We start from the raw sequence: 13,165 nt of genomic DNA, 5'->3' as shown, positions 1-13,165 counted from the left end.
CGGCCGCTTCGGCTACTTCAGCCGGAACTTCTTCATCACGCCCAGGCTGCGGGTCATGAACGCGGCGTACTTCTCGTCGTCCATGCCGAACGACGGCGCCATCGGCATCACCCGCTGGTGGGCGACGGTCTGCGCCTCGGTGTACTTGAGGATGCCCTCGGAGCCGTGCCGGCGGCCGAGGCCCGAGTCCTTCATGCCGCCCATCGGCGACTGGACGCTGCCGTACGCGGGGGCGTAGCCCTCGTTGATGTTCACGGTGCCGGTGCGCAGCCGGGCCGCGACCTCGTGGCCGCGCTTGGCGTCCTTCGTCCAGACCGACGAGTTCAGGCCGTACGGCGTGGCGTTGGCGAGCGAGATCACCTCGTCCTCGTCCGTGAAGCGGTAGACGGAGACGACCGGGCCGAAGGTCTCCTCGGCGCAGACCGACATCGGCGCCTGGACGCCGTCGAGGATGGTCGGCTCGAAGAAGTACGGGCCGATGTCGGGGCGCGCGACGCCGCCCGCGACGAGCGTGGCGCCCTTGGCGACGGCCTCGTCGACGTGCCGCGTCACGGTCTCCAGCTGCCGCTCGCCGACGAGCGAGCCCATGTCGGCGCCGTACGCGAGGGACTTGCCGAGCCGCATCGCCTTGGTGCGGGCGGCGAACCGCTCCAGGAAGTCGTCGGCGACGGACTCGTGGACGTAGAGCCGCTCGATGGAGATGCACAGCTGGCCCGCGGACGAGAAGCAGGCGCGCACGGCGCCGGCCGCGGCCTTCTCCACGTCGGCGTCCTGGAGGACCAGCATGGCGTTCTTGCCGCCGAGTTCGAGGGAGACGCCGACGAGGCGGGCCGCCGCGCCCTGCGCGACCTCGCGGCCGGTGCGGGTGGAGCCGGTGAACGACACGTAGTCGCCGTGCTTGACCAACTCAGGTCCCACGACCGGGCCTTCGCCGAGGACGACCTGGAAGACCTCGGCCGGGAGCCCCGCCTCGATCAGCAGGTCGCGCGCCCACAGCGCCGTCAGACAGGTCTCGGTGTCCGGCTTCATGACGACCGCGTTGCCCGCGACGAAGGCCGGGAGCGCGTCGCCCACCGACAGTTCGAACGGGTAGTTCCAGGGGGCGATCTGGCCGATCACGCCGCGCGGCTGGCGCAGCTCGGTCACCTTGGTGAGCGTCGGGACCGCGCCGGTGTGCCGCTTGGGCTTCAGGTACGACGGGGCCTTGCGGCCGTAGTGCCGGGCGGCGACGGCGACGGCCTGCACCTCTTCGTGCGCGTGCAGCCGGGCCTTGCCGGTCTCCAGCTGGATCAGGTCGAGCACCTCGGCCTGGCGGGCGAGCACCAGGTCGTGGAAGCGCAGCAGCACCGCGGCACGCTTGCGCACCGGCGTCTTCGCCCAGACCTCCTGGGCGGCACGGGCCCGCTCGAAGGCGACGGCCACGTCCTCGGGCGTCGACTCGGGCAGATCGGCCAGCTTCTCACCGGTGAACGGCGTGTGGTTCGCGGTCCGTCCCGAGCCGACCACGCCCCGGGTGAGCTGGGCGACCAGCTCGGGCGTGACCACGTCGGCGGCCGTGCGCGCACCCTCGGGGGCTGCCGCGGTCGGGTTGGTTCCGGTCTTCTCGGTGATGGCCTGCGACTCCGTCATGTGGGGGAGGGTATGCCGAAGCCGACGCTTTCGGTACCCACCGGTAATCGGCTTTCACCGCGTCCACACACCGCGCCAGTGATCGCTGGCAGCAAAGCCGCTGATCAGCGGCTTTGCCCGCGCCGGTCGGGCCGGTCAACTCTTTTCGAGTTCGAGCCGGTCGCGGGCGCCCTTGAAGGTGTCGGTGCCCTGCTTCTCGTACCGCGCCACGCCCTTGGGCATGATCACCCCGAGGTCGTAGCGGCCCGTCCCGTCGACGACGTACAGCCGCATCTCGCGCATCCGGCTGCTGCCGTCCGCGTCCAGATAGGTGATGTCGAGCTGGGCGGCGTCCTTGCCGTGGAAGCTGGTGCGCGTGACGTTCTTGCGGATGTCGCTGCACCCCTTGTCCGCATAGGAGTCGCCGGCGCCGGTGGCCCACGCGAACGCCGACGACCCGCCGTCGACGGCCGCCCAGCGCTTCAGGCTCAGCGTCACGTCGCTCTTGGGGTCGGAGTACTGGACGCCGTCGTCGGACGGGTCGTGGTAGACGTCCGTGAGCTCGTCGGGGACCGCGACCACGGCCCGGACGGCGGACTCCTTGCGGACGGTCCAGCCCTTCTCCTTACCGGGCGTGCTGGAGTTCTCCGGCTCCTCGGGCAGCACCGACGCCTCCTGCAGCTCCCCGCCCGTGCCCTCCGACCACGTCGCGCTGTCGTCGCCCCCGGTGCCGAGCGACGTGCCGAGCCAGACCCCGCCGCCGACCAGGACGGCACCGACAAGGGCGGCGACGACCAGGGTGGCGGTGGAGCGGCGCCCGCGCCCCTTCCCGCCGGGACCGGCCGCCCGGGTGTCCGGCGTGGCCTCCGGCGAGGTGCCGGGCGTGGTGTCCGGCGCGGCCTCCCGCGAGGCGTCCGGCGTGGTCCTCCGGCCGGTGGCCGCGGCCTCCCCGACGAGGACCTCGCGCTCGGGCGCGGCGAGCCGCACGGTGCCCACGTCGTCGCCCAGCTCCCGCAGCGCCGCCGGGTCCTGGGCCGCGACCTCGCCGAACGGCTCCGGCAGCGGACGCCCCTCGGCAGCCGCCGCGAGCCCCGCCTCGACCGCCGCCGGATCGGGCCGCCCCGCCGGGTCCTTCACCAGCAGCCGGCCGACCAACGGGCCCAGCGCACCGGCCCGTTCGGCCGGCGGCGGATCGACGGACAGGATCGCCGCGAGCGTCGACTCCAGCGTCGTGCGGCGGAACGGGGACCAGCCCTCCACCGCCGCGTACAGCAGCACACCCAGCGACCACAGATCGCTCGCCGGCCCGGCGCCGTCCCCCGACATCCGCTCCGGCGCGATGCACTCCAGGGAGCCGACGAACTCGCCGCTCACCGTGAGCGACTCCTCGCCCTGGATGTGCGCGATGCCGAAGTCGGTGAGCACGACCCGGCCGTGCGGGCCGAGCAGCACGTTCGCCGGTTTCACGTCGCGGTGCACGATGCCCTTCGCGTGCGCGGCGCGCAGCGCGCCGAGCACGGCGAGCCCGATCCGGGCCGCCTCAGGCGGCGGCAGCGGCCCGCGCTTCAGCGCCTCGTGCAGCGACTCGCCGCGCACCAGCTCCATGACGATCCACGGCAGCCGGTCCTCCACCACGACGTCGTGGATCGCCACGGCCGACGGGTGCTCGACGCGGGCCGCGGCCCTGGCCTCGCGCTGCAGCCTCGCGTAGGCGCGCAGCTGCGCCTCGCCGTGCGGGTCGCCGGGCAGCCGCGGTTCCTTGACCGCGACCTCCCGGCCGACGAGTTCGTCGTCGGCACGCCACACGGTGCCCATGCCGCCGGACCCGATCCGCTCGACGAGCCGGTACCGGCCGCCCACGAGACGGCCCACTCCTGTTCCCCCGTTGCCGTCCACCTCAGAGGTTCTTGATGTCCAGGTTGGCGATGACGTCGTCGGCGACCTCGCGCCCGCGCTCGGTGAAGTCACCCTTGCCCGGATAGCTGATGGTGACGCGGTACATGTCGCCGTCCTTGTTCTTGTAGTAGAAGAACCGGATCTCGCGCGGCCGCGGGTTGTCGCTGTCGTCCGTGTCGTACGAGACGGTGTTCTGCGCGGCGTCCTGGTCCTGGTACTTGGCGTCGTCGTCCGGCCTGGTCCTCGCGCCGTCGGGCATGTCGAGCTCGATGGAGCCGTCGCTCTTGAACTTGGTGTCGTCGTCGTACATCTGGGCGCGCGCGGAGCCCTTGATCTGGTTCAGCGTGTCGTCCTTCTTGCGCGACAGGTTCACACCCACCCACACGCTGCCGCTCCAGTCGGTGTACTTCACCCAGTTCTTGTCGGTGTCGGTGTCGGTGGGCCGGCCGACCTGATAGTCCTCCGGCACCGCCACCGTGACCCCGAGGTTCTTCTCGGCGTGCTGCTTCCAGCCGTCCGGCAGCGGCCCCGCGAACGGGTCCGCGAGCACCAGATACGCGGCGACCGCCACCGCGACGACCCCCGCCCCGATCCCGACGAGCGCCTTGCGGCCGAGCCGGAGACCGCCCTGCGCCGGGCCGATCCGCACGACCTGTGTGGGCTGTGGGGCCGGCGGCTCGGCGGCGCGCTCCAGCAGGGCGCGGACCTGCGCCGCGTTCGGACGGTGGGCCGGGTCCTTCTGCAGCAGCCCGTTGATGGCGTCGGCGAGGGGGCCCTGCGCGGAGGCGGGCGCGGCCGGCGTCGCGTTCAGGACGGACTGGAGCGTGGCGGGCGTGTTGCTGCGGCGGAACGGCGAGACGCCCTCGGTCGCCGCGTACAGCACGACACCGAGCGACCACAGGTCCGAGGCCGGTCCGGGGCGCTGGCCCAACACCCGCTCGGGCGCGATGAATTCGGGCGAGCCGACGAAGCCGCCGGTGTCCGTCAGATTGGTCTCGCCCTCGATCTGGGCGATGCCGAAGTCGGTGAGGACCACCCGGTCGTGCCGGCCGAGCAGCACGTTGTCCGGCTTCACGTCGCGGTGCAGGATGCCGGCGGCGTGCGCGGCCTCCAGCGCGCCGAGCACCTCCAGACCGATCCGGGCGGCGTCCCGCACGCCGAGCGTGCCCTCCTGGAGCGCGCCGCCGAGGGAGCGGCCCTGCACGAACTCCATGACGATCCACGGCCGGCCGTCCTCGACGGCGACGTCGTGCACGTTCACCACGGCCGGGTGGTCGAGCCGGGCCGCCGCGCGCGCCTCGCGCCGCATCCGCTCGAAGGCGTTCGCCCGCTCGCGCTCCGGCAGGTGGTCGGGGAGCCGCGGCTCCTTCACCGCGACCTCGCGGTCCACCGTCTCGTCCTTGGCCCGCCATACGGTGCCCATGCCGCCGTGCCCGAGCTTGCTCAGCAACCGGTAACGCCCGGCGACGAGCCGTCCCGTGCCCGGCTCGTCCTGCGAAGGCGAAGGCGAAGACGACTGCGGCGGCGACTGCGGCGGCACGGCCTGCGCGGGCTGCGGGGCGGCCTGCGCGGGCGGGGTGGGCTGGGCGTACGGGTTTCCCGCATACGGCTGCTGCGGCTGCGGCGGCTGCAGACCGAAGCTCGTCGGTTCGTTCGGGCCGTATCCGGCTCCCCCGTGGTTACTCATGCCTCCATGAGTACCGTGCGGGACACCCCTGGATCCACTCGGGTCACGGACTTGTGACCGCGCTGATGCGTCCCCGACCCGCCCCCGTACCGCCGTCACCCCTCATTCCCCCGCGGAAGGCACGAACGTGTCGACGGCGACGTCGAAGTACGCCCTGGCCTCGCCCGCCCTGCCGACCGGCGCCGACACCCACACGTCGTACAGCCGGCCGCCCCGCTGCCAGCACAGATCGACGGTGTGCCGGGCGCCCTCGGCCGTGCTGAACCCGTCCCAGGTGAACTCCCACAGCGCGGCCGCCCGCCCGTCGTGCGAGGTGTCGGTGACCCGGCCGTTCCGGTAACCCGGGTTGTTCCGCGGCCCGTCGGCGTGCGCCCTGCGCTGCACGGCGCCGGGCCCGCCGCTCTGCGCCCGCTCGACCTTGACGCCGATCCGGTAGGTCTTGCCGGGCGACACGTAGAAGATCCGGGACCCCTCGACGGTGCGGGTGAAGCCGTCGGGCACCGCGAACTCGAACCCCCCGCGGTCCGTGACGGTCCGGTACCCGGCGGGCGCGGTCGGGCTCGGCGTCTCGGTGCGGGTCTCCTGCCGGGTGACGGTCACCGTCGGCGTGGGCCGCGGGATGGCCGGGGAACTGGCCGTGTGCGACGGCGAACCGGTCGGCGCGGGCGGCGAGCCGTCGTCCCGCCCGGCGAGCAGCGCGGCGGCCGCGATGCCCGCCCCGGCGACCGCCGCGACGAGCGCCGCCGCCACGAGCAGCACCCGCGGCGGAATCCTGCGGCCCCGCGGCGTCACCGGAACGTTCCGCTGGGTCGGCGTGTACGGCACGAACCGCACGGCGGGCTGCGGGGTGGCGCCCGTGGCGACGTACGCGCGCAGCAGCCGCTCGGCCTCGTCGAGGGACATCCGCCGGGCGGGCTCCCGCTCCAGCAGGCCCCGGACCACCGGCAGCAGCGGCGCGGTCTGCTGCGGCGGCTGTATGTCCTCGTACACGACGGCGTGCAGGATGCCGCCCAACGAGTCGCGCCGGAACGGCGATTCACCGGTCATCGCGGCGACGAGCAGCGCCCCGAGCGACCACAGGTCGGCGCCGGGCCCGGCCCGCTCCCCCGCCATCCGCTCCGGCGCGGTGTACTCCGGCGACCCGACGAAGCCGCCGGTCTCCGTGAGTGTGGTCGCCCCCTCGACCTGGGCGATCCCGAAGTCGGTGAGCACGACCCGCCCGGTTCCGGACTCCAGCAGCACGTTCGCCGGCTTGAGGTCGCGGTGCAGCACCCCCGCGGCGTGGGCGACGCGCAGCGCCCCGAGCAGCGCGAGCCCGATCTGCGCGGCCTCCAGGGCGTCGACGGGACCGTCCCGCGCGACGCGGTCGGCGAGCGAGCCGCCGTCGATCAACTCCATGACGATGTACGGGTGTCCGTCGTGCAGCACGACGTCGTGGACGACGATCACGTTCGGATGCCGCAGCTGGGCCACGGCCCGCGCCTCGCGCAGCATCCGCTCCCGCTGCTGGCGCGCCTCGTCCTCGGAGAGGGTCTCGTCGACGCCGAGTTCCTTGACGGCGACCTGCCGGCCGAGCAGAGTGTCGGAGGCCCGCCAGACGATCCCCATGCCGCCCCGGCCGATTCTGGTCTCCAGCCGATAACGCCCGGCGATCACCCGGACGTTGCCCCCCTCGGTCCCCATGCGCCCCATCATGCCGCACGCCCGAACGCGGGGACTGTCCGCTTCCGGTCAGGGGCCGTACGGCATCAGGACCCGGGCGGCTGCCACCCCTTGAGGATCGCGTCGAACTGCTGGCGCGCACCCGGCCACTGGCTCTCCGGAACGGACAGGTAGATCGCGTACTCGGTGCCGTCCTCCGCCCGGTACGTCTCCTCGATGGCGTGCCGCGGCCCGCTCGTCGTGTCCTTCGCCCCGGCCGTCCAGGTGAACTCCCACAGCGAACCGGGCCGGTCCCGGAACGTGTTGGTCTGCAACCGCACCCGCTGGTAGTCCGGCAGCTTGAGCACCGCCTTCTCCAGGTCGAGCTGGTGCTGGTAGGAGTCCTTCCAGTCGGACTGCCGGTCGATGGCGATCCGGACGAAGCGCTGGCCGCCGTCGGGCGTGTAGTCGATCTGCGAGCCGTCCTGCTGGCGCTCCCAGCCGGGCGGCAGCATCAGGCTGAACCCCTCGACATCGTCGACCCGCACCCAGTCGTCGGGGATCGCCCCGGACTTGGGCGTCGCGCTCGGCGACCCGCCGTCGTCCCCGCCGACGTTCTGCCGTGCCGACGAGTCGCCGCCGCTGTCCCGGTGGTCGAGGTAGTACATCGCGCCGAACGCTCCGCCGCCCGCGACGAGCACCGCCGCGACGGCGAGGGCGAGCACCCGCGGCCAGCGGCGCCGCCGCGCGGCCACTGGCGTGGTGGCCGCCTGGAGGACGGACGGCGGGGCCACGGCGGTGGCGGACTCGGGCGGCGCGGGCACGTGGACCTGCGTCGGCACGTACGCCTGCGCCGCGCTCGCCCGGCGGCCCTCGGCGGCCTCGGCGAGCATCACCTCGGCCTCGTCGGCGCTGGGCCGGGCGGCCGGGTCCTTGCTCAGCAGGGCGCTGATGACCGGGCCCATCACCCCGGCGTGCTCGGGGTCCTCGGGCTCCTCGGTGACGACGGCCTGCATGGTGCTCAGCGGGGACGTCCGGCGGAACGGGGAGCGCCCCTCGACGGCGGTGTACAGGGTCGCGCCCAGCGCCCACAGGTCGGAGGCGGGACCGGGCTCGGAGCCGCTGACCCGCTCGGGCGCCAGATAGTCCACGGAGCCGACGATCTCGCCGGTCCGCGTGATGGTCGAGTCGCCCTCGACCTGCGCGATCCCGAAGTCGGTCAGCTTGACCTGCCCGTTGCGCGCGAGCAGCACGTTGCCCGGCTTCACGTCGCGGTGCAGCACCCCGGCGGCGTGCGCGGCGCGCAGCGCGCGCAGCGTCCACAGGCCGATCCGGGCGGCCTCGGCGGGCACGATCCGGCCGTGCTCCTTGACGGCGTCGGCGAGCGAGGGTCCCTCGACCAGCTCCATGACGATCCATGGCCGGTCGTCGTGTTCGAGGACGTCGTGCACGGTCACGACGGCGGGGTGGTTGATGCGGGCGGCGGCCCGCGCCTCCGTCTGCGTACGGGCGAGGAGCACCGCGCGGTCGGCCTCGGCCACCCACTGGGCGGCGGTCAACTCCTTGACGGCGACCGAGCGGTGCAGGACCTCGTCGTGCGCACGCCACACGCGGCCCATGCCACCGCGCCCGATCGATTCGCCGAGCCGGTAGCGGCCGGCGAGGAGTTGGCCCTGCATCTGATTCACGTTCCCCCGCAAAGGTCTTGACAGGGTCACACTAGGGAGCGGGAGCCACGCAAGGAACAGGCGGGGTGCCATGGAAACCGCACTGTGACGCTTGTCGCCCCGGGCGGGGCCGGGTTCAGCCCCGGTACTGGTACGTCGACGACGCCTGCTCGAACAGCCGCGACACCTCGTCGCGCTCCGCCTCCGGGCCCCGGACCTGCACCACGTGGTACTTGCCGCCGACGACCATGGCGAGATTGCGCACGAAGATCTCCCGGCCGTCGGACCCCTGCCAGGTGAACTGCCCCTCGGCCATGGTCCGCCCGCCGACGTCGATCGACTTCATGCCGCTGGAGGTGGCCCAGGTCGAGTCGCGGAACGGCTGCAGCTCCCGCTCGTGCTCGCGCTGGTACGCCATCGGGTCCTTGCCGTACGTGGCCGTGGAGTCCCGGCCGGGGACGACGAGCAGCTCGAAGTCGCCGTGCGCGTACACGACCTGGCCCCGGCCGTTCTTGTCCTGCCGCTGCCAGCCCTTGGCCACGGCGACCTCGAAGCCCTCGGCGTCCTTGCGCAGCGTGAACCCGGCGGCGACGTCGGACTGGGGCTGTGTGCTGGACGGCTTCGAACTGCTCCTGCCGCCGGGCGACTTGGTGGACGGCCGGGCGGAGGGCTTCCCGTCGGGCTCGTCGCTCTCCGGCGCCCTGGGGGCACCGCCCACCGCGTTGGCGTTCTCCTTCGTGCCGCCCGTACTGGGTTCGGCCTTCGGCATGAACACCATCACGTACGCGACCGCGCTCACCAGCCCGACCAGGACGAGCACGAGCAGCCACCGGCCGAGCGACCCGGGCGGGCGCTGCCGCGGCGCCCGCTGCTCGGGGGCCCGCTGCTTGGGTGCCCGCTCCCTCGGCATCCGCTCGGCCCGCACCCGCTCGGCACGCACTCTCTTGTGCTTGTGCCGGGCGTGTCCCGCGGCGGGACGCGCCTTGCCGCGGCGCCTGCGGACGAGCTCGCCGCGCCGGCGGACGATGGGCAGCCGGGCGGCGTCGAAGGCGGGCGCGGGCACGACGTTCGCCCCGGCCTCCGGCTCCGGCGCGGACCGCACCAACGACCGCAGCCAGCCGCGCAGTTCCTCGAAGTCGAGGCGCTCGGTGGGGTCCTGGCGCAGCAGCGACTCGACGACGGGCCGCAGCGGCCCGCACTCCTCGGCGAACGCGGGCGGCTCGGCGCACACCATCTGCACCAGCTCGGGCGTGGACTCCTCCGGGTACGGGGCGTGCCCCTGCACGGCACGGAAGAGCAGGGCGCCGAGGGCCCACAGATCGGTGGCGGGCCCGACCGGCGCGGCCAACTGCCAGCTCTCCTGCACCGGGTAGGCCTGCTCGGGCGCCCAGCGCTCGGTGACGGGCCCGACGACGGTCATCCTGACCTGCCGCGCCCGCTCGGCCATGACGGCCCCGGCGCTTCCAGCCCCGCCGGCGTTCGAGGAGCGGGGTCCGGGGCGGAGCCCCGAGTCGTCTCCCCCGGATATGAGCTCGTCCCAACGAGTGGGCTGCACAACGGCCTCGGCCTCGGCCTGGGCCTCGATCTGCCGCCCGGGACGGGGCGAGGCCCCGTGCCAACTCTCCCGGTCCGCACCCCGGTCCCGGGACCCCGCACTCGCGGCCCGGGCCCCGGCCCGGTACGCGGCGATGGCCCCGGCCCGGGCGGCCCGGAAGTCCCCGGGATCCGGCGCCACGGCGGGCGCGGGCACGGACGGCGCCGGCGCCGGTACCGACGGCGGCGCGGGCGCTGCCTCCGGCGCCGCACCCCCGAACTCCGGGTCCACGGAGCCAGGTTGCGGCCGCGGATCGAACCCGCACAGCGCTTCCTCGGCGGCCCCGGCGGCCAGACCGGTGAGCACCACCCGGCCGTCGTCGCAGACGAGCACCGTGCGCACGGTGATGTTCCGGTGCACCCACCCGTGCGCGTGCAGCGCCCGCAGCGCCGTCAGCACGTCGGAGGCGAGCTCCGCGGCCCGGTAGGGGCTGATGGGTCCCTCGGCGAGCAGCGAGTCGAGGGTCCGCGCGGCCACGACCTCGCTCACGATCCACAGCGACCCGCCCTCGGCGAACACGTCGAAGACCTGGTCGAGCCGGGGGTGGTCGGGTATCTGCGCGGCGGCCTGCGCCGCTTCGATGGCGCGGGCCACGGCGGGTTCGGCGGACGCCCTGACCGGCGGCGCGCCGGGCCTGAACCCCGCCGGCAGCCCGTCCGCGTCGAGCACCTCGGCCTCGACGACCTCGGGCAACGGCACCTGGCGGACCAGGACTTCCTGCCCGCTGTACGTGTCGAAGGCCCTGGCCTCGGAGAACTCCGGGGTCCCGTACTGGTCGGAGGCCGGCAACGGCAGGCGGTAACGGTCGGCGAGCACCCGCCCCGCATACTCGTCCACGACGTCCTCCCCGGGTCCATCCGTGCGCTCGGTGGTCAATTCCGTTCGCGATGCGGCCCGTTACGCTTCCTGATACGGCTGCGTACGGTCCGCAAGCACTCACGATACGTGCCGAACGGCTCTCGGGTTGAGGACTTCGGAGGACTTCAGGACTTGGGCTTGAACGTCTCCGTGAAGGTCTTCCAGGCCGACTTGCGCTGCGCCCCGTCCCACGCGGCGTCCTTCGCGGTGTACATCAGCCCGTATCCCAGCGAGCCGTTCACCACGAACCCGCGGTCTATCGAGTGGTACTTGGTGCCCCCGTCGACGTAGGTGAACTCCCAGTCGGCCGTGTTCCAGCCGCGGTAGTCCACCGACGCTATCCGCACGCGGTCGTACTGGGCGCGGCGCATGTACTGCTCCTGGCTGTGCCAGTCGGCGACCGGGTCGGACTTGGGCGTGCCGGTCCAGCCGACCAGCAGCTTCTGTCCGTTCGGGCCGGTGAAGCGGGCGCCGGCCGCGCTCGTCGAGGCGTACTTCCAGCCCTTGGGCAGCCCGATCCGGAAGCCCTGGGAGTGCTGGTACGTCTTCTCGGCCGTGCTCGCGCCGGGCGTCTTGCCGTCACTGCTGGGCGAGGCGCCCTGACCGGGGGCGGCCGAGCCGCCCTCGTCCTCGTCGGGCTCGTTCTCGTCCGGCTCGTTCTCGTCCTCGCCGGAGCCCTTGCCCGAACCGGAGCCCTTCTCCTGGCCCTTGCCCTGCTCCTTGTTCCTGCCCTGGCCGTCGCCGCCCGCGGTGGTGCCGGCGGACCCGGCCTTGTCGCCGCCCTTGCCGCCGGTGTCGTCGCCACCGTTCAGCGTGAGGGCGAGGACGGTGCCGATGACGACGAGCAGGGCCACGACGGCGGCGATCACCAGGGTGCGGCGCGGCACGACGTCCGTGATCGACGCCTTGCCCGCCGTCCTGCCCGACGACGGCGTGCGCGGCGGCCCGCCGGGCTGCGCCGGGATCCGCCCGGCCGCCGGGCTCCCGGCGGCGGCGTCCTTCTCGCGGGGGGCGGTCGCGGCGGCGGCCGCCTTGCGCACGGACTTGAGCGCGCCGCGCAGCTTCTCCGCGGCCTCCTCGCCCTTGGCGGCGACCCCGGCGACTCCGGCGGCCGCGGCGGAACCGGCCTTCGGCGTGCGCTTCTTGAGCAGGGACGTGGTCGGCGGGACGGGCGGCAGCGGCACGACCTTGGTGGCCTCGACCGGCTCCGGCTCGGGGGCCGCCTTCGGCTCGGGCGCGTGGATGACCTCGTTGAGCAGCGCGCGGGCGCCCGCGTCGTCGAGCCGCTGCGCGGGATCCTTGGCGAGCAGCCCGTAGATCACGGGCTCCAGCGGTCCGGCGTTCTTGGGCGGGTCGACCGGTTCGGTCATCACGGCGGTCAGCGTGGCGATCGCCGACCCCTTGTCGTACGGGGGGACGCCCTCCACGGCCGCGTACAGGAGACCGCCGAGCGACCACAGGTCGGCGGCGGGTCCCGGCTTGTGGCCGCGGGCCCGCTCGGGCGAGATGTACGACGGCGCGCCGACGAGCATGCCGGTGGACGTGATGGAGGGGTCGCCCTCGACCTGCGCGATACCGAAGTCGGTGAGCACGACCCGGCCGTCCTCGGAGATCAGCACGTTCGACGGCTTCACGTCGCGGTGCAGGATGCCTTCGCGGTGCGCGGAGCGCAGCACGTCGAGGACGGCGAGCCCGACCTCGGCGGCGCGCTTGGCCTCCAGCAGACCGTCCTCACGGATGGCCTCGGCGAGGGACTTGCCCTCGACGAGCTCCATGACGATCCACGGGCGGTCGTCCTCGTCCACGACGTCGAAGACGGTCACGGCGCCGTTGTTGCGGATCCGGGCGATCGCCTTCGCCTCGCGCAACGTACGCGTGATGAGGCGGCGCTTCTCCTCGTCGTCGATGCTCGACGGGAAGCGCAGCTCCTTGACCGCGACGGTGCGCCCCAGCGTCTCGTCCTTGGCGCGCCACACGGTGCCCATGCCGCCCCGGCCGAGCACGCCGCCGAGGCGGTAGCGCCCGGCGAGCAGCCGTCCCTCCGGGTCCTGACCGGCGGACTCCCGCTCGTCCCGGGCGTCCTCGACCGAAGAGTCCTGACGCACGCTGTTGTCCTGACGAGCCTCGCCCGCCCGCTCCGCCTCCGACATGCGTCCCCTCTGCAACCCGCCCTGACAGAGCCTTCATTGTCCCTCACGCGAGGACCACCCGACG

The 13,165-nt window shown here is 73.6% G+C and carries 7 protein-coding genes; all 7 read right to left on the bottom strand.

Annotated elements, in window-relative coordinates:
- Positions 1-12 precede the first annotated feature (12 nt).
- On the bottom strand, positions 13-1,629 hold the full coding sequence (locus RBJ77_RS12610) for a succinic semialdehyde dehydrogenase (protein ID WP_372345064.1): 1,617 nt from the start codon (positions 1,627-1,629) through the stop codon (positions 13-15).
- A 135-nt stretch (positions 1,630-1,764) separates the two neighbouring features.
- Entirely contained in the window at positions 1,765-3,423 is a 1,659-nt protein-coding gene (locus tag RBJ77_RS12605) for a serine/threonine-protein kinase (RefSeq protein ID WP_372345115.1), read from the bottom strand.
- 82 nt (positions 3,424-3,505) lie between these two features.
- A complete protein-coding gene (locus RBJ77_RS12600) occupies positions 3,506-5,191 on the bottom strand; it encodes a serine/threonine-protein kinase (RefSeq protein WP_372345063.1) in 1,686 nt (561 codons plus the stop codon).
- A 102-nt stretch (positions 5,192-5,293) separates the two neighbouring features.
- Positions 5,294-6,874 (bottom strand): serine/threonine-protein kinase, encoded by a 1,581-nt coding sequence (locus tag RBJ77_RS12595; RefSeq protein ID WP_372345062.1) that lies wholly within the window; start codon positions 6,872-6,874, stop codon positions 5,294-5,296.
- A 65-nt stretch (positions 6,875-6,939) separates the two neighbouring features.
- The gene (locus RBJ77_RS12590) at positions 6,940-8,511 is read right to left on the bottom strand and encodes a protein kinase (RefSeq protein ID WP_372345061.1); all 1,572 of its coding nucleotides are present in this window, start codon (positions 8,509-8,511) and stop codon (positions 6,940-6,942) included.
- Between the two features lie 124 nt (positions 8,512-8,635).
- Positions 8,636-10,930: a protein kinase gene (locus RBJ77_RS12585; protein WP_372345060.1), complete on the bottom strand. Its 2,295-nt coding sequence runs from the start codon at positions 10,928-10,930 to the stop codon at positions 8,636-8,638.
- Positions 10,931-11,076: 146 nt separating this feature from the next.
- The gene (locus RBJ77_RS12580) at positions 11,077-13,101 is read right to left on the bottom strand and encodes a serine/threonine-protein kinase (protein WP_372345059.1); all 2,025 of its coding nucleotides are present in this window, start codon (positions 13,099-13,101) and stop codon (positions 11,077-11,079) included.
- Positions 13,102-13,165 lie beyond the last annotated feature (64 nt).

The organism is Streptomyces sp. KL116D (assembly GCF_030766975.1).
Taxonomy (GTDB): domain Bacteria; phylum Actinomycetota; class Actinomycetes; order Streptomycetales; family Streptomycetaceae; genus Streptomyces; species Streptomyces longispororuber_A.
This window is presented reverse-complemented; position numbering and strand designations above follow the sequence as displayed.